Origin of the sequence: Sulfitobacter albidus, assembly GCF_018200035.1 — a bacterium.
In the GTDB taxonomy this organism is placed as follows: domain Bacteria; phylum Pseudomonadota; class Alphaproteobacteria; order Rhodobacterales; family Rhodobacteraceae; genus Sulfitobacter; species Sulfitobacter albidus.
Genome location: NZ_CP073581.1, coordinates 3,389,753 through 3,411,020 on the forward strand (window position 1 = coordinate 3,389,753; position 21,268 = coordinate 3,411,020).

General features: G+C 64.8%; 19 protein-coding genes and 2 pseudogenes. 14 read left to right on the forward strand and 7 right to left on the reverse strand.

The window, feature by feature from the left end; genetic code table 11:
- The first annotated feature begins 213 nt into the window (after positions 1-213).
- The 4 genes and pseudogenes from KDD17_RS16600 to KDD17_RS16615 all read left to right on the forward strand — a co-directional run bounded on the left by KDD17_RS16600 (position 214) and on the right by KDD17_RS16615 (position 2,837).
- Positions 214-1,002 carry an exodeoxyribonuclease III gene (locus KDD17_RS16600; protein WP_212704669.1) on the forward strand — a complete coding sequence of 263 codons (789 nt, stop codon included), beginning with the start codon at positions 214-216 and terminating at the stop codon, positions 1,000-1,002.
- Positions 1,003-1,070: 68 nt separating this feature from the next.
- Positions 1,071-1,984: pseudogene (locus tag KDD17_RS16605) on the forward strand (tetratricopeptide repeat protein).
- Positions 1,985-2,010: 26 nt separating this feature from the next.
- The gene (locus tag KDD17_RS16610) at positions 2,011-2,655 is read left to right on the forward strand and encodes an LON peptidase substrate-binding domain-containing protein (protein WP_212704670.1); all 645 of its coding nucleotides are present in this window, start codon (positions 2,011-2,013) and stop codon (positions 2,653-2,655) included.
- 29 nt (positions 2,656-2,684) lie between these two features.
- Positions 2,685-2,837 (forward strand): Trm112 family protein, encoded by a 153-nt coding sequence (locus KDD17_RS16615; RefSeq protein ID WP_431358162.1) that lies wholly within the window; start codon positions 2,685-2,687, stop codon positions 2,835-2,837.
- On the opposite strand, the gene KDD17_RS16620 is transcribed toward KDD17_RS16615, so the two are convergent.
- Positions 2,834-4,060, reverse strand: a complete 1,227-nt coding sequence (locus tag KDD17_RS16620) for an FAD-dependent monooxygenase (RefSeq protein ID WP_254796832.1) — start codon at positions 4,058-4,060, stop codon at positions 2,834-2,836. The two genes, KDD17_RS16615 and KDD17_RS16620, sit on opposite strands and share 4 nt — an antisense overlap.
- A gap of 84 nt (positions 4,061-4,144) precedes the next feature.
- Here KDD17_RS16620 and KDD17_RS16625 point away from each other — a divergent pair, with 84 nt between their 5' ends.
- The 4 genes from KDD17_RS16625 to KDD17_RS16640 all read left to right on the forward strand — a co-directional run bounded on the left by KDD17_RS16625 (position 4,145) and on the right by KDD17_RS16640 (position 10,628).
- Positions 4,145-5,482, forward strand: a complete 1,338-nt coding sequence (locus KDD17_RS16625; protein WP_212704673.1) for an amidase — start codon at positions 4,145-4,147, stop codon at positions 5,480-5,482.
- A 116-nt stretch (positions 5,483-5,598) separates the two neighbouring features.
- On the forward strand, positions 5,599-6,786 hold the full coding sequence (locus KDD17_RS16630; protein ID WP_212704674.1) for an aminotransferase class I/II-fold pyridoxal phosphate-dependent enzyme: 1,188 nt from the start codon (positions 5,599-5,601) through the stop codon (positions 6,784-6,786).
- Positions 6,787-6,799: 13 nt separating this feature from the next.
- On the forward strand, positions 6,800-9,832 hold the full coding sequence (locus tag KDD17_RS16635; protein ID WP_212704675.1) for a DNA translocase FtsK: 3,033 nt from the start codon (positions 6,800-6,802) through the stop codon (positions 9,830-9,832).
- Between the two features lie 190 nt (positions 9,833-10,022).
- Positions 10,023-10,628, forward strand: a complete 606-nt coding sequence (locus KDD17_RS16640; RefSeq protein ID WP_212704676.1) for a LolA family protein — start codon at positions 10,023-10,025, stop codon at positions 10,626-10,628.
- A gap of 3 nt (positions 10,629-10,631) precedes the next feature.
- Here the strand turns inward: KDD17_RS16640 and KDD17_RS16645 are convergent, their stop codons facing one another.
- The 3 genes from KDD17_RS16645 to KDD17_RS16655 all read right to left on the reverse strand — a co-directional run bounded on the left by KDD17_RS16645 (position 10,632) and on the right by KDD17_RS16655 (position 12,526).
- Complete coding sequence (locus tag KDD17_RS16645) at positions 10,632-10,988, reverse strand: VOC family protein (protein WP_212704677.1); 357 nt, start codon at positions 10,986-10,988, stop codon at positions 10,632-10,634.
- Positions 10,985-11,569, reverse strand: a complete 585-nt coding sequence (locus KDD17_RS16650) for a transglycosylase SLT domain-containing protein (protein WP_212704678.1) — start codon at positions 11,567-11,569, stop codon at positions 10,985-10,987. Before KDD17_RS16650 ends, KDD17_RS16645 begins: the two co-directional genes overlap by 4 nt.
- Before the next feature lie 75 nt (positions 11,570-11,644).
- Positions 11,645-12,526 carry an AEC family transporter gene (locus KDD17_RS16655; RefSeq protein ID WP_212704679.1) on the reverse strand — a complete coding sequence of 294 codons (882 nt, stop codon included), beginning with the start codon at positions 12,524-12,526 and terminating at the stop codon, positions 11,645-11,647.
- Positions 12,527-12,610: 84 nt separating this feature from the next.
- Between KDD17_RS16655 and hspQ the strand changes: the two genes are divergently transcribed.
- Positions 12,611-12,937: a heat shock protein HspQ gene (gene hspQ / locus KDD17_RS16660; protein WP_212704680.1), complete on the forward strand. Its 327-nt coding sequence runs from the start codon at positions 12,611-12,613 to the stop codon at positions 12,935-12,937.
- Between the two features lie 226 nt (positions 12,938-13,163).
- On the opposite strand, the gene KDD17_RS16665 is transcribed toward hspQ, so the two are convergent.
- The 3 genes from KDD17_RS16665 to KDD17_RS16675 form a co-directional block, all read right to left on the reverse strand.
- Positions 13,164-14,738, reverse strand: coding sequence for a gamma-glutamyltransferase family protein (locus tag KDD17_RS16665; protein WP_212704681.1), 1,575 nt, complete (start codon positions 14,736-14,738; stop codon positions 13,164-13,166).
- 219 nt (positions 14,739-14,957) lie between these two features.
- A complete protein-coding gene (locus KDD17_RS16670) occupies positions 14,958-15,404 on the reverse strand; it encodes an ATP-binding protein (protein ID WP_212704682.1) in 447 nt (148 codons plus the stop codon).
- Positions 15,401-15,739, reverse strand: a complete 339-nt coding sequence (locus tag KDD17_RS16675; protein ID WP_212704683.1) for an STAS domain-containing protein — start codon at positions 15,737-15,739, stop codon at positions 15,401-15,403. The genes KDD17_RS16670 and KDD17_RS16675 overlap by 4 nt, the downstream gene beginning before the upstream one ends.
- Positions 15,740-15,828: 89 nt before the next feature.
- Between KDD17_RS16675 and KDD17_RS16680 the strand changes: the two genes are divergently transcribed.
- From KDD17_RS16680 to KDD17_RS16700, 5 genes and pseudogenes are all read left to right on the forward strand, one after another.
- Positions 15,829-17,001 (forward strand): thiolase family protein, encoded by a 1,173-nt coding sequence (locus tag KDD17_RS16680; RefSeq protein ID WP_212704684.1) that lies wholly within the window; start codon positions 15,829-15,831, stop codon positions 16,999-17,001.
- Positions 17,001-17,465: a GAF domain-containing protein gene (locus tag KDD17_RS16685; protein WP_212704685.1), complete on the forward strand. Its 465-nt coding sequence runs from the start codon at positions 17,001-17,003 to the stop codon at positions 17,463-17,465. Before KDD17_RS16680 ends, KDD17_RS16685 begins: the two co-directional genes overlap by 1 nt.
- 76 nt (positions 17,466-17,541) lie before the next feature.
- Positions 17,542-18,113 (forward strand): annotated as a pseudogene (locus KDD17_RS16690) (helix-turn-helix domain-containing protein).
- A gap of 1 nt (position 18,114) precedes the next feature.
- The gene (locus tag KDD17_RS16695; protein ID WP_212704686.1) at positions 18,115-18,735 is read left to right on the forward strand and encodes a LysE family translocator; all 621 of its coding nucleotides are present in this window, start codon (positions 18,115-18,117) and stop codon (positions 18,733-18,735) included.
- A 69-nt stretch (positions 18,736-18,804) separates the two neighbouring features.
- Positions 18,805-21,252 carry a GcvT family protein gene (locus KDD17_RS16700; RefSeq protein ID WP_212704687.1) on the forward strand — a complete coding sequence of 816 codons (2,448 nt, stop codon included), beginning with the start codon at positions 18,805-18,807 and terminating at the stop codon, positions 21,250-21,252.
- Positions 21,253-21,268: the final 16 nt, after the last annotated feature.

Genomic DNA, 21,268 nt, shown 5'->3' on the forward strand with positions numbered 1-21,268 from the left:
CACAAGACGACGGATTTTTTTCATGAGTTTTCCGTCGGTTTGAGCCCGAAGATGAGTGGCCGGGCCAAGTGCCACTCTACCTCCCTGTTGGACTTGGCCGGGCCTTTGTGCCCGGTCTTTTTTTGTCCAATTGCGGGACGGCCGGACAACTGATTGCTTGTCCCGCTACCGCCCCCGCATAGGTTGCGCGCGACCCACAAGCGGAGCGCGCCCATGTCCTTCACCCTCGCCACCTGGAACATAAACTCAGTACGCCTGCGCGAAGGACTGGTAAGCAAACTGCTGTCCGAGGAAGCGCCCGACGTGCTGTGCCTGCAGGAGTGCAAAAGCCCCGTCGACAAGATCCCGCTGCAGGCCTTTGCCGATCTCGGCTACCCGCACATGGTCGCGCAGGGGCAAAAAGGCTACAATGGCGTCGCCATCCTGTCGCGCCTCCCACTTGAGGAGGCGGGCAGCCGCGATTTCGCCAGCCTCGGCCACGCCCGCCACGTGGCGGCACGTTTGCCCAACGGGGTGACGGTGCATAATTTCTACGTGCCTGCGGGCGGCGATGTGCCCGACCGGGAGGTCAACGAGAAATTCGGTCAGAAGCTCGATTATCTGGCCGAGATGCGCGACACATTCCACGCCGACCGGCCCGAACGCGCGATCCTCGTGGGCGATCTTAACATTGCCCCGCGCGAGGATGACGTCTGGGATCACAAGAAACTGTTGAAGGTCGTCAGCCACACGCCCGTCGAGGTCGAGGCGCTGGGTGCGGTGCAGGATGCCGGTGGCTGGACGGATGTGACCCGGGCCGATATTCCCGACGGCAAGCTGTACAGCTGGTGGTCCTACCGTGCCAAGGACTGGGATGCTGCCGACAAGGGCCGCAGGCTCGATCACGTGTGGGCCACTGCCGATATTGCCACTGCCGCCAGCGACAGCCGGGTGCTGCGCACCGCGCGCGGTTGGGAAAAACCCTCTGACCACGCGCCGGTTTTTGCCCGCTTCGACCTTTGAACTCCGCGCGCCGGAACACATATAAAGCGTGATAGCGCTCCCCAAACGCAAACCGAATGGATTGACCGATGGAACTGAACCTCTCTGCCGCCGCACCCGATGCCGATCTGATCAAGGATACGACCGAAGCCACCTTTATGGCCGATGTGGTCGAAGCCTCGCAAACGACGCCGATCATTGTGGATTTCTGGGCGCCCTGGTGCGGGCCTTGCAAAACGCTCGGCCCCCAGCTTGAGGCGGCGGTTGTTGCTGCCAAGGGCGCGGTCAAGATGGTCAAGGTCAACGTCGATGAGGCGCAGATGATCGCCGGTCAGCTGCAAATCCAGTCGATCCCAACGGTGTATGCCTTTCACAAGGGCCAGCCCATCGACGGTTTTCAGGGTGCCGTGCCGCAATCCGAGATTCAGGCGTTCGTTGATCGGGTCGTAAAGGCATCGGGGGCGAGGCGCCGACCGATACGCTCAACGACGCGGTCGAGGCCGCCGAGGAAATGCTGGGCGAGGGGGCCGCCACGGATGCGGCGGAGACCTTTGCCGCGATCCTCGGAGAGGATCCGATGCATGCCGGTGCCTACGGCGGCATGGTGCGCGCGCATATCGCGATGGGAGAGTTGGATCAGGCCGAAGGGCTGCTGAACGGCGCCCCCATCGAGATCTCGAAATCGCCGGAGCTTGAGGCCGCGCACGCGCAGCTGGAACTTGCCCGCCAGGCGCAGGACGCAGGCCCGGTGACAGAGCTGCAAGCCGCTGTCGAGGCTGATCCCGAGGATCATCAGGCGCGGTTCGATCTGGCGCAGGCGCTGCATGCGAATGGCGATCCCGGAGCGGCCGTGGATCATCTGCTGGAGTTGTTCAAACGCGACAAGGAATGGAACGACGGGGCGGCGAAAACCCAGCTTTTCACGATCTTTGACGCGCTAAAACCCAACGATCCCATCGTGTTGAATGGACGGCGAAAACTAAGCTCCATGATATTTGCCTGAGGGCCTTACGGCGCTACCTCCAGCACATGATAAAACAAGCAGATTTGCCTGACACGATCCCGATCTTTCCCTTGGGCGGTGCGCTTCTGCTCCCGCGCTCGCGATTGCCGCTGCATATCTTTGAGCCGCGCTATTTGCAGATGATCGAGGATTCGCTGAAAACACCCTCCCGTTTGATCGGGATGGTGCAACCTAATGTCGTGCCGGGACGAGAGGGGCCCGGTCTGCAGACCATCGGCTGCGCCGGGCGCATCACCCAATTCTCCGAGACGGAGGATGGCCGGTACATGGTCACGCTCGCGGGGACGTCGCGCTTTCGCGTGGTGCAGGAGGTCGATGGCTTCGCGCCCTATCGCCGCTGCGAGGTTGCGTGGGACGGGTTCGACCGTGACCTTGGGCCCGAGGAAAAGGACAACGGCTTCGACCGGGAGAAATTCCTCGTCACGCTGGGGCGTTTCTTCGATACCAAAGGGCTGTCGGCGGATTGGGACACCCTCAAGGAAGCCGATGACGAGTTGTTGGTCAATTCGCTGTCGATGATGCTGGATTTCGATCAAGAGGATAAGCAGGCACTGCTGGAGGCGCCCTCGCTCAGTACCCGGCGCGAAACGCTGGTGACCCTGATCGAATACGCCATGCGCGGCGGTGACGGCGGGGAGATGATGAATTGAGCGATGCCGAAACCGGATTTGACCGCCGCATGCTCGAAGCGCTGATCTGCCCGCGGACCCAGACCACACTGCGCTACGACGCGCAGGCGCAGGAGTTGATATCGAAGTCAGCGGGGCTTGCCTACCCGATCCGAAATGGCATTCCGGTCATGTTGGTGGACGAGGCGCGTACGCTGGATTAAAGCGGCTGTCCGCGCAGCAGACGGGGCAGCTCTCCGGTAAGGCCGGCGGCCTCGCGCATGAAACCTCGGCGCAGGCCGGGAAGTGCATTGATCGCGCCCATGCCGATATCCCGCGCGGCACGGATCAGAGGATTGTCGTTCGAAAACATCCTGTTGAACGTATCCGTCGCCAGCGCGAGCGTGGCGTTGTCGAAACGACGCCAATCCTGATAGCGCTCCAGCACCTGCGGCGCGGCAAAGTCCTCCCCGCGCCGGGTGGCATCGGCGATCACCTCGCAAAGTGCCGCAATATCGCGCAGCCCGGCATTCAGTCCCTGTCCGGCAATCGGGTGCACGCCGTGGGCGGCATCGCCTACCAGCGCCACACGCGGCGCGATCATGCTGTGGGTCAGCGATAGGCTCAGCGGATAGGTATAGCGCGCGCCCGCCAATGAAATCTCCCCCAGGAAATCGCCGAACCGGGGGCGCAGCACGTCGAGATAGGCGTCATCGTCCAGCGCGTTGATTGCTGCGGCCTGCGCGTCCGTCTCGGACCACACAATAGACGAACGGTTGCCCGTCAACGGCAGGATCGCCAGCGGGCCGGGCGGCATGAAGAACTGATGCGCGACGCCCTCGTGCGGCAGCTCATGCGCAATTGCGCAGACGAGCGCTGTCTGTCCATAGCGCCAGCCGATGCGCCGGATGCCCGCCCGCTGCGCCACACCAGAGCCGCGACCGTCCGCGCCCACGCAGAGCCGCGCGCGCAGTGTTGCGCCGTCATCAAGGTGCAGCGTAACCCCGTCTGCGCCGGATACCTGCCCGGTGACGCGCGCGCCACTGTGCAGGGAGATCTGGGGGTTGTCTGCGACGGCGTGGGCGAGGGCCGCGCGCAGGTGCCGATCCTCGATCAGGTGACCCAGCGGCCCTTCGTCGATTTCGGTGTGGTCGAAATGCATGAAAAACGGCGATGGTCCGTCGCCCGCACGCCCGTCTGTCACCTTGATATCCAGCATCGGCTGGGCGTCCGCCTCCAGCGCATCCCACAGACCCAGACCCTGCAAGAGCCGACCGGACGTCAGAGCAATCGCGTAAGAACGCCCGTCAAAGCCCGCGTCGCGCGCCACAGCTTGCGGGCTGGCATCGATGATCGTGATCCGCAGGCCCAGCTGCGCGAGGCCAAGCGCCAGCGCCGCCCCGTTCAATCCGCCGCCAACGATGGCGATATCCGTGTTAAAATCCATGCCCCGCAATATGCGCCCCCGCCGGGGATTGTCCATGCGCGTTGACGCCGCTACCGTCCGGGGCAACAGCGAAAAGGGAACGACATGCAAGACTGGCTGACAATGACCGCGGCGGATCTGGGACGTGGCATCGACGCGGGAGACATCGACCCGGTGGCGCTCTGCCAGACATACCTCGACGCGATTGACGCACACCCCGCCCGTGATCGCATCTACGCCCGCGTCACCGCCGATCGCGCGCTGGCAGAGGCGGGCGCCGCCGCGGAGCGGGCGCGCGCGGGTCTGCGCCTGTCGCCGCTCGACGGGGTGCCGATCAGCTGGAAGGATCTGTTCGATACCGCAGGCATCGCGACCGAAGCGGGATCAAAGCTGCTGGAGGGGCGCGTGCCTGACCGCGACGCGCTGGTGCTGGCCAATGCCACGGCGGCGGGGCTTGTCTGTCTGGGCAAGGTGCATATGAGCGAGCTTGCGTTTTCGGGCCTTGGCCATAACCCTTCGACCGCGACACCGCCCAATGTCAACGACGACGGCGCTGTGCCGGGTGGGTCGTCCTCAGGTTCCGCCGCGTCGGTGGCTTTTGGTCTGGCGGCGGCGAGCATCGGGTCGGACACCGGCGGCTCGGTCCGCGTGCCCTCGGCGTGGAACGATCTGGTGGGGCTGAAAACCACTCACGGGCGGCTGCCGCTTGAAGGGGTTGTGCCGCTGGTGCTGAGTTTTGACACGGTTGGCCCGCTTTGCCGCTCGGTCGAGGATGCCGCGCTGCTGTTGGCGGTGATGGAGGGGACAAAGCCCGCCGATCTGGCCGATAGCGATCTGGCAGGGCGCAAGCTGGCCGTGCTCAACACCATCGCGATGGACGATCTGCGCGACGCGCCGCGCGCGGCGTTCGACCACGCGGTCGAGGCGTTCGAGGCTGCGGGCGCGCACGTCACCCGGATCGACGTGCCGGAGGTCGCGCAGGCGCACGGCCTCTCCGGCTGCCTGTTCACCGCCGAAGCTTATGGCTTGTGGCGCGACGTGATCGAGGCGGCGCCCGAGAAGATGTACGACGAAATCCTCACCCGCTTCCGTCTGGGAAAGGATCATAGCGGCCCCGACTACGTCGCTGCCTGGGCCAAGCTGCGCGGCTATCGCGCGGCCTACGATGCGGCCACGGCAGGCTTTGACGCGGTGATTATCCCGACGGCGGCCAACGTGCCGCCAGATCGCGAAAAGCTGAGCCAGGACAGCGACTATTACGTCACCGAAAACCTGCTGACCCTGCGCAACACGCGCATCGGCAACCTGATGGGCCTGTGCGGGTTGACGCTGCCCACGGGTACGCCCGGCTGCGGCGTCATGCTGATGGCCGCCCCCGATCAGGACCGCGCGCTGTTGCGGCTGGGCGCTGCGGCAGAGCGCGCGCTGGCGGCCCGCTCCTAGCGACGAAAAAGCCACAAACCCCGCCCCGCCCGGTCAAACCGGCTGGACGGGGCAGGGGGCCATAAGCTACCTTTGGCGAAACGGGGCGATAATGATCCCGATCTGAGGCAGTTGTAATGAAGTTTCCCGAGCGGTTTTCGAACCTACCGGCGCACGCGTGGCCGCGCCTGCGCGCCTTGCTGGACGTCCACGAGGGCGGTGGCCCCCTGATCCAGATGACGATTGGTGAGCCGAAACACGCGTTTCCGGCGTGGGTCACGGATGTGATTGTCGAGAACGCCGCAGGCTTCAACAGCTACCCGCCCAACGACGGCTCGCCTGAGCTGCGCGAAGCGATTGCCGCGTGGATCACGCGCCGCTACGGCGTGCCGACGGACGCGGACACGCAGGTGATGGCGCTCAACGGCACCCGCGAGGGGCTTTATAACGCCGTGATCGCGCTGTGCCCCGAGGCCAAGAAAGGCCAGCGCCCCGCCATCGCGATGCCAAACCCGTTCTATCAGGTCTACATGATCGCCGCGATATCGGGCGCCTGCGATCCGATCATGGTCAACGCCACCGAGGGGACCGGCCACCTGCCCGATTTTTCGACGGTGGACACCGCAACGCTCGACCGCATGGCCGCCGTCTACATCTGCTCCCCGGCCAATCCGCAGGGTGCGGTGGCGAGCCGGGAGTATTGGGAAGACCTCATTCGCCTCGCGGAAAAGCACGATTTCCGCATCTTCGCGGATGAATGCTATTCCGAGATCTACCGCTTTGATCCCCCCGTTGGTGCATTGCAGGTCGCGCATGAGATGGGCGCCGATCTGAACCGCGTGGTGATTTTCCACAGCCTGAGCAAACGCTCCAACCTGCCCGGTCTGCGCTCTGGCTTTGTCGCCAGCGGGGCCGAGGTGATCGCCGAGATCAAGCAGCTGCGCAACTATGCGGGCGCGCCACTGCCGCTGCCCTTGCAGGCCGCATCGGCAAAGGTGTGGGCGGACGAGACCCACGTCGTGGAAAACCGCGCGCTCTACGCCGAAAAGTTCGAGATCGCCGACCGGATCTTTGGCAATGTGCCGGGCTACACCAGCCCAGAGGCCGGGTTTTTCCTGTGGTTGCCGGTCGAGGACGACGAGGCGGCGGCGGTCAAACTCTGGCGCGAGACAGGCGTCAAGGTGCTGCCGGGCGGTTATCTGGCGCAGGACGTTCCCGGGCAGGAAAACCCCGGCAAGAAATACATAAGGGCCGCGCTTGTGGCCCCAAAAGAAGAGACAGAGCGGGGCCTGCAGGCCATCCGCGACTGTCTGTACGCGGTTTAAGAGGACGAGCACCATGGCATACCAGACCCGCGGACGCGATCCGCTGCTAGACAGCAACATGAGCGAGGCCATCGAGAAACGCGGCAAGGAATTGCTGGGTGTCGTGCTGGTGGTGTTGGGCGTCATGGCCGCGATGATGATCGGCAGCTACACGCCCGACGATCCCAACTGGATGCTGGCCACGGACGCGCCTGCGCAAAACTGGCTGGGTCGCATGGGCGCATCGCTCGCCGCGCCGCTGTTCATGATCGTGGGGTGGGGCGCGTGGGGTCTGGCCGCCGTTCTGCTGGTCTGGGGCCTGCGTTTCGTGCTGCACCGCGGTCAGGAACGCGCGATGAGCCGGGCGATCTTTGCCCCCATCGCCGTGGCCTTTGGCGCGATCTATGCCGCGACGCTGACGCCGGGGTCTGAATGGCTTGAGACGCACAGCTTTGGTCTGGGTGGTCTGTTCGGCGATACCGTGATGGGCGTGATCCTGACGGTGCTGCCCATCGGATCAACCTTTACGATCAAGCTGATGTCGCTGCTGATGGGCGTGGGCATCGTGATCTTTGGCGCCTTTGTGCTGGGCTTTACCCGTGTTGAGCTGACGCGGTTTGGCCGCTTTCTGCTGGTGGGCACGATCATGGCCTACGCGACGCTGATGACTGTGCTGGGCCGGGGTGCTTCCGGCGCCGTGGGGGCCGCGCAGACGTTGCAGGCCAAACAGGCAGAGCGGCGCGCGCAGCGTGAGGCCTACGCCGCAGAACAGGCCGCCTATACGCAGGCCGAAGCACAAGCGGCGGCGCAGGTCCAGCCCGCCATGGCCGCCGAAGCGGCCCGCCGCCCCGCGATCATCGCCTCCCGCGCGATGCCGATCCCCGATCCCGAACCCTTGATCGAAGAGGATCCCTATTGGGAGGACGCGCCCCTGCCAGAAGCGGAACCCAAGGCCGGGTTGTTGTCGCGTATGCCAAGCCTGATCAAACGCGCGCCCGATCCCATGCCGGAGCCCGAACTGGTTGTGGCCGAGGCGCCTGATTTCACGCCGCACGGCGACGATGTGCCCGATACAGACCGCATTAAATCCAAGATTTCGGACGTGATCCGCAACCGCGTGCGCACCACGAATGCCGTGCATACGGCTACAACCGCTCCGCTGACGCGCGGGCGCGGGCGTGGACCCGATCCGCTGGTGCTCAACACCACGCGGGCAGAGCCGCCGTTGACCGCTGCCGCCGCCGCGCCCCGCCCGGTCGAGCCGCCGCTGACGGCGCAGATCGCCGTTCCCCCCGCCCCAGCGGCGCCGCAGCCGGTGGCAAAGGTCTCCTTTGATCCGGCGCCGGTGGTGGAAGAGGATGAAGCCAACATCTTCCTCGATTCGCCGATGGAAGAAGCCGCACCGATCGCTGAGGCCCCGCGCAAACCGCTCGTGGCGGATGCGCCGCGCAAACCGGTCGTGAAGCAGCCCGCGCGCAACCCTGTCAAACCCAGCAAGCAGGCCCAGACCGAGGCGCAACCTACGCTCAGCTTTGACGATACGCATCCCGGGTTTGAACTGCCGCCGCTGGCGCTGCTGGAAAGCCCCGAGAGCGTGCCGCGCCTGCAATTGAGCAACGAGGCGCTTGAGGAAAACGCGCGGATGCTGGAAACCGTGCTGGACGACTACGGCGTCAAGGGAGAAATCGTCGCCGTGCGCCCCGGCCCCGTCGTCACGATGTACGAACTCGAACCCGCACCGGGCCTCAAGGCGTCCCGCGTGATCGGATTGGCCGATGACATCGCCCGCTCGATGGCCGCACTCAGTGCGCGCGTCTCCACCGTGCCGGGGCGCTCTGTCATCGGGATCGAATTGCCCAACGAGAACCGCGAGAAAGTCGTGCTGCGCGAAATCCTCGCGAGCCGCGATTTCGGCGATGGCAACCAGCGCCTGCCGCTTGCCTTGGGCAAGGATATCGGTGGGGAGCCTGTGGTGGCCAACCTTGCCAAGATGCCGCACCTGCTGATTGCGGGCACGACCGGTTCGGGTAAATCCGTGGCGATCAACACCATGATCCTGAGCCTGCTCTACAAGCTGAGCCCCGAAGAATGCCGGATGATCATGATCGACCCCAAGATGCTGGAGCTTAGCGTCTATGACGGCATCCCGCATCTGCTGAGCCCCGTCGTGACGGACCCCAAGAAGGCGCTTGTCGCGCTGAAATGGACCGTGGGCGAGATGGAGGACCGCTACCGCAAGATGTCCAAGATGGGCGTGCGCAATATCGAAGGCTACAACGGACGCGTGGCCGAAGCGCTGGCCAAGGGCGAGAATTTCGAGCGGACCGTGCAAACCGGATTTGACGAGGATACCGGTGAGCCGATTTTCGAGACCGAAGAGAACACGCCGGTCAAATTGCCCTATATCGTCGTCATCGTGGACGAGATGGCCGACCTGATGATGGTCGCGGGCAAGGAGATCGAGGCGTGCATCCAGCGTCTGGCGCAGATGGCGCGGGCGTCCGGCATCCACCTCATCATGGCCACGCAGCGCCCGTCGGTCGATGTGATCACCGGCACGATCAAGGCGAACTTCCCCACGCGGATCTCGTTCCAGGTCACGTCGAAGATCGACAGCCGCACCATCCTGGGCGAAATGGGCGCCGAGCAACTGCTGGGCATGGGCGACATGCTGTACATGGCCGGCGGATCCAAGATCGTGCGCTGCCACGGGCCGTTCGTGAGCGATGAGGAAGTCGAGGAAATCGTCAACCACCTCAAGCAATTCGGCGAGCCCGACTACGTCAGCGGCGTTGTCGAAGGACCGCCCGAGGAAAAGGAAGCCGACCTTGACGCCGTGCTGGGCCTCAATACCGGTGGCAATACCGATGGCGAGGACGCGCTGTATGACACCGCCGTGCAGGTGGTGATCAAGGACCGCAAGTGCTCGACCTCCTACATCCAGCGCAAGCTTGCCATCGGCTACAACAAGGCCGCGCGACTGGTCGAGCAGATGGAGGACGAGGGCCTTGTCTCCCCGGCCAACCATGTGGGCAAACGCGAAATTCTCGTGCCGGAACAAGGGTGATCTCAGCACCCGTCCGGTGACCTCGTGGAAACGGCTCTTCCCCTTTATGCGGGAGGGGCCGTTTTTCTGTGGAACGCGAGGATGCCCCCAGCGTTGGGGAGGGCGACGGGCGTTTACCCGCCGAGTGCTATCGCATAACAGCCGCACGCGTCCTATGTTGGCGCAAAGAAGACGAGACAGGACACATCACATGAGACTTCTCACATCCCTCGCGCTGGGCGCCGCCGTGGCGCTGACAACCGCAACTGCTGGCTGGGCGGACAAGCTGCCGCTGGGATCGATCAGCAGCTACCTCAACGGTCTGACCACCGCCAAGGGGGAGTTCACGCAGATCAACGGCGACGGTACGATCTCGACCGGCACGATCTATATCAAGCGTCCGGGCCGGGTGCGGTTTGAATACAACGCGCCCGAAACCGGGCTGGTCGTGGCGGGCTCGAACACCGTGGTGATCTATGACACCAAGTCGAACCAACCGCCCGAGACCTATCCGCTGTCGCGCACGCCGCTGTCGATCATCCTTGCGCGCAATGTCGATCTGAGCCGGGCGCGTATGGTGACGGGCCACAACTTTGACGGGACGGCCACGACCGTGACGGCGCAAGACCCCGACAACCCACAATACGGCAACATCCAGATGAAATTCACCGGCCCGCAGCCGGAGCTGCGTCAGTGGATCATCAACGACGGGAACGGCAGCCAGACCACCGTGGTTCTGGGAGAGTTGCAGAAGGGCGGCAACCTGCCCAACCGTCTGTTTGACGTGGGCAGCCCCGGATCCTCGGTCAATCGCTGACGCTTAATCGCTCCGGTGGGACAGGATGTTCAGCGTCCGTCCCGCCGGGTCTGTGACGAAAAACCGCCGCAGCCCCCAATCGGTATCGTGCAGGGGAAGGGTGATCTGCGCACCCATGGCGACCGCGCGCGCGTGGGTTTCATCCACATCCGTGACCTCGATCGACAGGTCCGGCACCGGCGTACCGCCGCCACCTTCGCGCACGATGCTCAGCTGCGGGGCGCAGGTGCCGGGGGCCTTGAGCGTGGTGATGAAATCCAGCTGCATCACCGTCTCAAGATCCAGCAAATCGCGGTAGAACGCAGCCACGTTATCCATATCCGTGGCCGCGATATTCGGCACGATCCGAAGAACACTCACCGCAGGCGGCAGGCGGCGATCTGGTCGCGGTACATCAGCGAGCGGGCCGCGACCTTGGACGACACGCCAACCAGCCACGGCTTGCGGTTGTAGCTGGCGCGCGAAAAGCCGGTGTGCCCTTCGTGATAGGCTAGGTACTGATTGCGCGCGTCCGTGAGCGGGATACCGTTCCGCTCACGGCTGATGTTCATATACCAGCCCATGAAGTCGGTCGCGTCGCGGATATCGTCCCGCTTGGCGCTGCGGCGGCCCTGATCGGCGCGGTATTCATCCCATGTGGCGTCCAGTGCCTGAGAGTATCCGAACGCGCTTGATTGCCGCCCCATCGGGATCACGCCCAGCACATAGCGGAACGGCGTGCGCGCGTCCGAGACGAACTTGCTTTCCTGATGTATGGTGGCCATCTGCACGTGGATGGGGACGCCCCATTTACGCTCCACATTCTTGAAGGCTCTGTGGTAATTCGGGCGCTGTTTCAGGATCGTGCAGGCATTGTCCAGATCCCGCGGAGGGGTGCTGGAGGAACCGCCACAGCTTGCCAGCAGCAGCACGATCAACATAGCGCGAAGGGGTGTTTTCATCTGCCTCTCGCCTCAATTTGGTTTTTTATTTTGACGCTAGTTTAGCGCAGAAATCCGTTCCGCAACAGGGGTATCCTATAACAAAAACGCCAGCAGCAGCGGCAGAGCGCCGACCGACATCAGCGTCGAGATCACGACCAGCCCCGCGACCGCCTGCGCATCGGCGCCGTATTTCTCGGCCAGCAGGTAGGACGTGACGGCAACCGGGGTTGCGACCTGAAGCACCAATACGCCAAAAGCCACAGGATCGAGCGCAAACCAGCGCCCCACGCCCCAGGCGATGCCTGCACACAGCATGAGTTTGATCGCTGAAATCACCACGGCCTGCCCCACTCCGCGCGGTTTCAGCCGCGCCACGGCAACGCCCAAGGTGATCAGCATCAAGGGGATCGCCATCTGCCCGATCAGCGCTAGGGTGTTGGTCAGAAAGGCCGGTGTCTGCCAGTCCTGCCACAGGAAAATCCCGCCCAGCACCGTCGCCCAGACCAGTGGTTCGCGCAGCACTTTCCCAAAGCTGCCAGAGCCTGCGACCAGCCAGATCCCGTAGGTAAACGTCCAAACCGCCATGATCGCAAAGACCACGACGGCATATCCCAACCCCTCGTCGCCAAAGGCAAAAAGCGCCAGCGGCAGGCCAAGGTTTCCGGTGTTGCCAAAGATGATCGGCGCCTCATAGGTCCGCCGATCCAGCCGCCCGAGCCGTACCAATGCAGCGGCCACCAACGTGATCGCGCCGTAGGCCGCAAGCGTGGCGAGCGACAGCGCGGTCAGCGCCTGCGGCGCAATCTCGGTCCGCATGAGCGAGACAAAGATCAGGCAGGGCACCGCAAGGCTGGTCGCCAGTTGCGTGACAAAGCCGATGCGGTATTCGAATCCCAGCTTGACCCAGGCAAATCCGACGGCGGCCAGCAAGAACACGGGCGCCACGATCTCGAGCACGGTTATGGTTAAGTGCACAGTCTGTTTCCTGATTTCTACACGCATCGGTTGGACAAATTGCCCTTGTCTCAGCTACAAAGCCTCGGTAGGGGGCGCAGTGCAATGATCCGAACACGCGCGAAATATCATCTTGGCCAAGTGGTCCGTCACCGCAAGCACCCTTTTCGCGGGGTGATCTTCGATGTGGACCCTGAGTTCGCCAATACCGACGAATGGTACGAGGCGATCCCTGAGGACAGTCGGCCCGTCAAGGACCAGCCATTCTATCACCTGCTGGCCGAAAACGATCAAAGCTATTACGTCGCCTATGTGTCAGAGCAGAATCTGGTGGCCGATTATTCCGGCGAGCCGGTGGACCATCCCGACATCCCCGACCTGTTTGGCCCGTTCGAAAACGGCGCCTACCCGCTGCATTTTCAGCTGAACTGAGCCGTACACGGGGCGTACACCACCTGTGCACAGGGCGTGCATACGATTTTGTACACGTTGGCCGGGCTGTTCGGTGAGGCTCACGGGGGCGCCGGGAGGATCGCGCCCGACAGAAACACCTCCCCGCGGAGCGGAAAGGGCCGGGGCGCAGGCAAAGGGTTTCGAAAAAGACCTGCCCCCGTAGCCAGGAACGCGAGTGCGTCCGGTGCGGCTCTTGCCAGCGCCCTCACATCCCCAGCGCGCAGCCGTCCTTGCGCGGATCGGACGCGCCTTCGAGCACGCCGCTGTCGTGGATCTTGATCGCCTGGGCACCGCCGATGGCGACTTGGGGGATGTCGACGGTGTGGCCCATCTCTGACAGCTCGGCGCGCACGGCGTCTGAATAGCCGCGTTCGACCTTGAGCGTGCCTGCGTCCGAAAACGCGCGCGGGGCGTCGATGGCCGCCTGCGGGTCCATGCCGAAATCACTGAGGTTGGAGGCAAAGCGCGCGTGGCCGTTGGGCTGATACGCGCCGCCCATGACGCCGAAGGGTATGGTTACGCGCCCGCCCTCGACGATCATGCCGGGGATGATCGTGTGCATGGGGCGCTTGCCGCCCTTGAGCTCATTCGGGTGGCCCGCCTCAAGCGTGAAGCCAGCGCCCCGGTTTTGCATCAGGATGCCGAATTTGTCCGACGCGATGCCGGAGCCAAAGCCGTGGAAGATCGAATAGATCAATGAGACGGCCATGCCGTCGCCGTCGACCACGGTGATATAGATCGTGTCCTTGTGCACGGCCTCCGACACCGCGCGGGGCGATTCCATGGCACGGGCAGGGTCGATCAGGGCCGCGAGCGCGCGGGCCGTGTCCATCGACAGCATGTGTTCAGTGCGCGTCGCGTAATCGGCATCCGAGATAAAGCGGTCGCGCGCGTCATAGGCAAGCTTGGCCGCTTCGGCCTCGATATGCACACGCTGGGCGCCGTTCGGGTCCATCGAGGCGATGTCGAATTGCGCGAGAATGTTGAGCATCAGGATCGCGGTGGCGCCTTGCCCGTTTGGCGGATGCTCGACCACGTCGAGATCCTTGTAGCGGCCCGCGATGGGGTCGGTGGGGGTGCAGGCGACATTTGCAAAATCCTCCGCCGTGTGTTTGCCGCCCAGCGCGGTGAGCGTCGCGATCATGTCATCGGCGATCTCACCGGTGTAGAACGCGTCGCGCCCGTCTTTGGCGATGCGGCGCAGGACTTCGGCCTGCGTGGGGGAGCGCCAGATCTGGCCTGCGGTGGGGATTTTCCCGTCGAGCAAGTAGTGCTCGCGTGCGGCACCTTGCAGCTTTTCCGTCTCAAGCGCCCAGTCAAAGGCCACGCGTGGGGCGACGGGCACGCCCGCCTCGGCGTAGTGGATGGTAGGGGCGAGGATCGCGTCGAGGCCGATTTTGCCGACGGTGTCGGACAGGTGACAGAATGCGTCGATGGCGCCCGGTACGGTGACGGCGTGTGCGGAGTATGTGGGCACGGTCGCCTCACCCGCGTCGCGCAGCGCGCTTGCGTCCAATGCTGCCGGGCTGCGGCCGGATCCGTTGAGCGCCTGCACCGGTTTGCCGGGCTCGGACCACAGCACAAAGCAGTCGCCGCCGATCCCGGTCATCTGTGGCTCGCAGATCCCCAGAAGGACCGCGCCCGCAATGGCCGCATCCATGGCGTTGCCGCCACGCGCCAGCGTGTCGATGGCGACTTTCGCGCCCAGCGGGTGCGAGGTGGCACACATGCCGCCGGTGCTGAAAACGGGGGAACGGCCGGGAAGGTGGAAATCGCGCATGGGAGCCTCGCTGGTCTGGTCAATTGCGCAGCAACGTAGACCGGAGCGGGGGGAGTGCCAATGTGCGAAAGGAAAGTGCTCCGGCGCCACGTACTGGGTGGGGGCAATGAAACGCAGCGCCGGAGGAAGCTATATGCAGCTACAGGACCGTATATGACGGTCAAGCGTGGCAGCAATGAGACGCGGCGGCGGCGGGTTTGGGGTGTTTTCGCGGAAGGATCAGCCCGAAAGAGGTAGACGCAGGGAGAGCCGGTTTTCGGCACCGATGCGGGCGTAGCGCACGTCTTGCGCCAGTGTCTGGATCATGAACCAGCCAAAGCCGCCTTCGGGCAGGGTCTGGGTGGGCAGGTCGATCTGCGGCGGCGCGCCCGCGGGGGCCTGGCCACCGGGCATCGGCGTGCCGGGATCGCTGATCAGCAGATGCAGCCCGGCAGGGTCGCGCCGCCCCTCGACGCGGATGTCGTGCAATTCGCAGGTCTGCGCCAGTGCGTGCTCGACGATGTTGTTGAGCGCTTCGGCCAGCACCAGTTCGACAGTCCCGCTGTCGTCGGGGCTGAGCGCGAGGGGCGCGAGATGCGCCATGACTTCGGCGAGGCCCTCGCGCACGGCGGCCTCGGACCCCGGCACCCGGACCACAAAACGGGTCTGCGGGGCGGTCTGGGTCATCCGCGCAGCTCTGCCAGGGCGCCGTCGACGGTGTCGTAGACGCCAAAAACCGAATCCATGCGGGTCAGCCGGAACACCTTGTCCACGGTGGGGGTCAGCCCGGCCAGCACGAGGCGGCGATCGGGGGCCAGCGCCTTCATCGCGGCGACGATGGCGCCCAGGCCGCTGGAATCGATGAATTGCACGTGGTGCAGATCAAGAAGCACGGTTTCCCGTTCGCCTTCGGTGATGTCGCGCATGCGATCCTTGAACGACAGTGCGACGGAGGCGTCGATGCGCGGCTCCTGCACGGTGACGACTTGTAGTTGCGGTTCTTTCGAGCTGGTCAGGTCCATGATACATTCCTGCAAAATTCGGATGCGATCCCTCTTAGGGGTCAAAACCTAACAACCGATAACCGGCCCCGGGCCGAGGAGGATTTACGATGCGTAATGTGGTCATCGCGGGGGCATCCCGCACGCCGATGGGTGGATTTCAGGGGGCGTTCGACGGGGTCACCGCCGCCGATCTGGGCGGTGCGGCGATCCGCGCGGCGCTGGCCGGTGCCGGTGCCACGACGGTCGATGAGGTGCTGATGGGCTGCGTTCTGCCCGCAGGACAGGGGCAGGCGCCTGCGCGGCAGGCGGGATTCGCCGCCGGTCTGGGCGAGGACGTGCCCGCCACCACGCTCAACAAGATGTGCGGATCGGGGATGAAGGCGGCGATGATTGCGTTCGATCAGATCGCATTGGGCCATACCGAGACGATGATCGCGGGCGGCATGGAATCGATGACCGGCGCGCCCTACGTGCTGCCCAAGATGCGCGGCGGCGCGCGGTTGGGGCATGGTGCGGTCGTGGATCACATGTTTCTGGACGGGTTGGAGGACGCCTATGACAAGGGCCGTCTGATGGGCACTTTCGCGGAGGATTGCGCGTCGGCATATCAGTTCACCCGCGCGGCGCAGGACGAATACGCGCTGGCGTCGCTGTCGCGCGCGCTGGAGGCGCAGGAAAGCGGGGCGTTCGCCGATGAGATCACCCCGTTCGAGGTGGCGGGCCGCCGGGGGGCGGTGACGGTCGCGGCGGACGAGCAACCCGGCAACGCGCGCCCCGACAAGATCCCGCAGCTGAAACCAGCCTTCCGCAAGGACGGGACGGTGACGGCGGCGAATTCATCGTCGATCAGCGACGGGGCGGCGGCGCTGCTGCTGGCCTCGGAAGAGACTGCCGCGGCGCGGGGGCTGACGGTGCGCGCGCGTATCCTTGGCCACGCAAGCCACGCGCAGGCGCCGGGGCTGTTCACCACCGCCCCCGTTCCGGCGGCGCAAAAGCTATTGAAGCGCGTCGGCTGGGCCAAAGAGGACGTGGACCTGTGGGAGGTGAACGAGGCCTTTGCCGTGGTGCCCATGGCCTTCATGCACGAAATGGGGCTGAGCCATGACATCGTGAACGTGAACGGCGGCGCCTGTGCGCTGGGCCATCCGATTGGCGCGTCGGGCGCGCGGATTATGGTGACGCTGCTGAACGCGCTGGAAAAACGCGGGCTCAAACGCGGGGTCGCCGCGATCTGTATTGGCGGGGGCGAGGGCACGGCCATCGCGATCGAGCGGGTCTGATGCGGATTGACTATGCCGCCACCGCGCGGGCGATTGCCTCGCTCACCGACGGGGAAACCGACGAAGTCGCGCTGATGGCCACCGTGGTATGTGAGCTGCACCACGCCGACGACCGATTCGACTGGACCGGGTTTTACCGGGTGACGGGGCCGGAAATGCTCAAGATCGGGCCATATCAGGGCGGGCACGGGTGTTTGCAGATCCCCTTTGCGCGCGGGGTGTGCGGGGCAGCGGCGCGCACGGGGCAGGTGCAGCTGGTCGATGACGTGGATGCCTTTCCGGGCCACATCGCCTGCGCATCCTCGACCCGGTCCGAGATCGTTTTGCCGGTGACGGGCGCGGGCGGTACGTTGCTGGGGGTTCTGGATATCGACAGCGACCAGCCGGCGGCGTTTGACGCAGCGGACGCGGCAGCATTGGAGGGGATCTTGCGCGATGTTTTTGGCGACGTGAAAAAATACTAGATTTTTTCACGAACCTCGGGCAACAGTTGACGCACCGGCGCGGGCGCGCCGGGAATCGTTTGCAACCCGAGGGACCATGCAGCACCAGACTCCCGATCTGCCGCACACGCTTGGTGTTGATCTGCGCGCGCTGCGCCGGTCGCGGGGCGTCACGCTGGCGGATCTGGCGGACGCGTTGGGCCGCTCGGTCGGCTGGCTGAGCCAGGTGGAACGGGATAAATCGGAGCCTTCGCTGAGCGATCTGCGCGCGATTGCCGCGTTCTTTGACGTGCCGGTGTCGATCCTGTTCCGCCACGATGCCGCCCCGCGGGAGAGGCGGGATATATCGTGCGCAGCAAGGCGCGTCGCCCCATCGGCGGCAGCATCGAGGGGCTGAGCGAGGAATTGCTGTCGCCCGATCTGACGGATGATTTCGAGGTGGTCCATTCCACCATTGCGCCCGGTGCGCGGCAGCCCGAATGGGTGATACGCCCGACGCAGGAGGTCGGCTATCTGATGTCCGGTACGCTGGATCTGGAAGTGGCGGGGCAGACCCACCGCCTGCATCCCGGCGACAGTTTCCGTGTTCGGGGCGAGCCGTTTCGCTGGTCGAACCCCGCGGACACGCCCGCCATCGCGATCTGGGTGATCGCCCCGCCGGTGTATTGAGGTGAGCGGGGACGCGTGGATCATATTCGTCCTGTTCTGGGCCGTGTTCGTCACCACGCCGGGGCCCAACGCCGTCAATTGCATCAACAACGGCATGACGCTGGGCTTTCGCCGTGCGCTGGTGGGGGTGGCGGCGATCCTGACGCAGGCGACGCTGTTTCTGGGGCTGTCGGCGCTGGGGATCACGGCGCTGATCGCGGCCTCTCCGACGGGCTTTGCCGTGGCCAAGTTCATCGGGGCGGGCGTGCTGATCGTGCTGGGCGTGCGCGGTATCCTGAACGCCGCGCGCCCGGTGACACTGGCGCATCAACCGGCGGGACGCATCTATGGCCGCGCGCTGGCGATTGCCGTCATCAACCCCAAGAGCGTCGCGGGGTACCTTGCCGCGTTCTCGCAATTCGTGCAGCCCGATGTGCCGATCTGGAGCCAGATGGTCGTGATCGTGCCCACGGCGCTGACGCTTACCGCGCTGAGCTACACCGGATTTACCGCGCTGGGCGCGGGTCTGGGCCGTGCGGCGCTGGGGGCGGTGTTCAACGTCTGGGTGCGGCGCGCGATGGGCGCGTGTTTCATTCTTTACGGCCTCGCCCTTGGCGCGGCCTCGACCCCGGGGCGGGCGTGACCGTGCGCGTGGCCCTTTCCAATACCGGCGGTCTCGTGCTGCCGCATCATTCAGAACCGGGAGGCTTTCATGTCTGATTTTCCAACAACGGCCCGCGTGGTCATCATCGGCGGCGGTGCCGTGGGCACCTCGACGCTGTATCATCTGGCAAAGGCCGGCTGGAAAGATTGCGTTCTGCTGGAAAAGAACGAGCTGACGGCGGGGAGCACCTGGCACGCGGCGGGTAACTGTCCGAACTTTGCGCCCAATTGGGCGGTGATGAACATGCAGCGCTACGGGCTGGAGATGTATCGTGGGCTGTCGGATGCAGTGGATTATCCGATGAATTACCACGTCACCGGCGCGATCCGGCTGGCGCATAGCAAACAGCGCATGCAGGAATTCGAAAAGATCGCATCGCAGGCCGCCTATCAGGGGTTGCAGATGGATGTCTGTACCCCCGACGAGCTGCGCGAACACAACCCGTTCATGGAAACGCATGATCTGGCGGGCGGCCTGTGGGATCCACTGGACGGGGACATCGACCCCGCGCAGCTGACGCAGGCGATGGCCAAGGGCGCGCGCGATGCGGGCGGGCGGATCGAGCGGTTCTGCCCCGTCGAGGGGCTGGACCGCGACGGCGACGAATGGATCGTCAAGACGCCCAAGGGCGAGATCCGCGCGGAGTTCGTGGTCAACTGCGCGGGCTATTACGCCCAGCGCGTGGGCGAGATGTTCAAACCCTTTGGCGGGCGCACCGTGCCGATGGTGGTGATGAGCCACCAGTATTTCCTGACCGGACAGCTGCCGGAGCTGGAAGCCTTTACCAAGGAGCGCGGCGAGAAGATGCCGATGATCCGCGACCCCGACATCAGCTATTACCTGCGGCAGGACAAGCACGGCCTGAACCTTGGCCCCTACGAGCGCAACTGCAAGGCGCATTGGGTGACGCCCGAGGATCCGATGCCGGAGGATTTCTCGTTCCAGCTGTACCCCGACGATCTGGAGCGGCTGGAGTTCTACATCGAGGATGCGATGGCGCGCCTGCCGCTTCTGGGCGAGGGCGGGGTGGAGCGCAACATCAACGGGCCGATCCCCTACGCGCCCGACGGGCTGCCGATGATCGGACCCATGCCGGGCGTGCGCAATGCGTTCGAGGGGCATTCGTTCACCTTTGGCATCGCGCAGGGCGGGGGGGCCGGCAAGGTGCTGGCCGAATGGATCATGCACGGCGAGACAGAGATGGACATGTGGTCGGTCGATCCGCGCCGCTATACCGATTACGCCGATCACGACTATTGCCTGTCCAAGGCGTTGGAGACCTACGGCCACGAATACGCCATGCACTTCCCGCACCACGAATGGCCCGCGGGCCGCGACAAGAAGCTGTCGGCTGTGGATGCCAAGGTGCGCGAGCTGGGTGGGCAGATGGGCGCCTACAACGGCTGGGAGCGGGCGAACTGGTTTGCCAAGCCGGGCGAGGATACCTCTGAAGAGACCACGCAGACATGGGACCGGGCGGGGCCCTGGGAGGTCGCGATCAAGCGCGAGGTCGAGGCGGTGCGCGATGGCGTTGGTGTACTGGATCTGCCGGGGTTTTCGCGGTTCAGCCTGAGCGGCGAAGGCGCGGCGGAATTCCTGCGCACCCGGATCGCGGGCGCGCTGCCCAAGGCGGGGCGCATGACGCTGGGCTATTTCCCGGACAGCCGAGGGCGGATCCTGACGGAGATGTCGATCATGCGCCACGGCGAGGATGAGTTTACGCTGATCACCGCCGCCCCGGCGCAGTGGCACGATTTCGACGTTCTCAACAATGCGCTGCCCGAGGGTCTGAGCCTGACGGACCGCACGACGGAATTCTCGACGCTGATCGTCACCGGCCCCAAGGCGCGGGACGTGTTGGAGGCGATGGGCACGGATGCGGATCTGGGCAGCGGCTGGCTGTCGATCCAGAACGCGCGCGTGGCAGGCGCGGATGTGATGCTGGCGCGGGTGTCCTTTGCCGGTGAACTGGGATGGGAGATCCACGCAGGCTTTGACGCGATCCCGGCGCTTTATGACGCGGTGCTGGCGGCGGGGGCGGTGCCGTTCGGCATGTACGCGCTGAACTCGATGCGGATCGAAAAGGGATACCGCGCGTGGAAGGGCGATCTGTCGACCGACTATTCCCTGCTTGAGGGCGGGCTGGAGCGGTTCATCCGCTTTGACAAGCCGCAGGATTTCCCCGGCAAGGCGGCGCTGCTGGCCGAAAAGCAGCAAGGCCGCAAGAAGGGGTTTGTCACGCTGGAGGTTGAGCCGGGTGAGGCGGATGCGCCCTATATGTCGGCGCTCTACCACGGAGAGGAGATCGTGGGCGAAGTGACCTCTTGTGCGATGGGCTACCGGACCGGTAAGTGCATCGCGCTGGGCATGTTGCGCAGCGATTTGTTGGAAGCAGGCACCGCGCTGGAAGTCGACGTCTTTGGCGCGCGGCACCGGGCCGTGGTGCAGGACGACGCGCCGATGTGGGATCCCGCGAACGAGCGGATCCGCGCATAGGATGCGTTTGCGCCTG

What these genes read in the sequence shown, in the direction of transcription:
- KDD17_RS16600 (WP_212704669.1), top strand. Translation starts at nt 214, where the DNA reads ATGTCCTTCACCCTCGCCACCTGGAACATAAACTCAGTACGCCTGCGC.
- KDD17_RS16610 (WP_212704670.1), top strand. Translation starts at nt 2,011, where the DNA reads ATGATAAAACAAGCAGATTTGCCTGACACGATCCCGATCTTTCCCTTG.
- KDD17_RS16615 (WP_431358162.1), top strand. Translation starts at nt 2,685, where the DNA reads ATGCTCGAAGCGCTGATCTGCCCGCGGACCCAGACCACACTGCGCTAC.
- KDD17_RS16620 (WP_254796832.1), bottom strand. Translation starts at nt 4,060, where the DNA reads ATGGATTTTAACACGGATATCGCCATCGTTGGCGGCGGATTGAACGGG.
- KDD17_RS16625 (WP_212704673.1), top strand. Translation starts at nt 4,145, where the DNA reads ATGCAAGACTGGCTGACAATGACCGCGGCGGATCTGGGACGTGGCATC.
- KDD17_RS16630 (WP_212704674.1), top strand. Translation starts at nt 5,599, where the DNA reads ATGAAGTTTCCCGAGCGGTTTTCGAACCTACCGGCGCACGCGTGGCCG.
- KDD17_RS16635 (WP_212704675.1), top strand. Translation starts at nt 6,800, where the DNA reads ATGGCATACCAGACCCGCGGACGCGATCCGCTGCTAGACAGCAACATG.
- KDD17_RS16640 (WP_212704676.1), top strand. Translation starts at nt 10,023, where the DNA reads ATGAGACTTCTCACATCCCTCGCGCTGGGCGCCGCCGTGGCGCTGACA.
- KDD17_RS16650 (WP_212704678.1), bottom strand. Translation starts at nt 11,569, where the DNA reads ATGAAAACACCCCTTCGCGCTATGTTGATCGTGCTGCTGCTGGCAAGC.
- hspQ (WP_212704680.1), top strand. Translation starts at nt 12,611, where the DNA reads ATGATCCGAACACGCGCGAAATATCATCTTGGCCAAGTGGTCCGTCAC.
- KDD17_RS16665 (WP_212704681.1), bottom strand. Translation starts at nt 14,738, where the DNA reads ATGCGCGATTTCCACCTTCCCGGCCGTTCCCCCGTTTTCAGCACCGGC.
- KDD17_RS16670 (WP_212704682.1), bottom strand. Translation starts at nt 15,404, where the DNA reads ATGACCCAGACCGCCCCGCAGACCCGTTTTGTGGTCCGGGTGCCGGGG.
- KDD17_RS16675 (WP_212704683.1), bottom strand. Translation starts at nt 15,739, where the DNA reads ATGGACCTGACCAGCTCGAAAGAACCGCAACTACAAGTCGTCACCGTG.
- KDD17_RS16680 (WP_212704684.1), top strand. Translation starts at nt 15,829, where the DNA reads ATGCGTAATGTGGTCATCGCGGGGGCATCCCGCACGCCGATGGGTGGA.
- KDD17_RS16685 (WP_212704685.1), top strand. Translation starts at nt 17,001, where the DNA reads ATGCGGATTGACTATGCCGCCACCGCGCGGGCGATTGCCTCGCTCACC.
- KDD17_RS16700 (WP_212704687.1), top strand. Translation starts at nt 18,805, where the DNA reads ATGTCTGATTTTCCAACAACGGCCCGCGTGGTCATCATCGGCGGCGGT.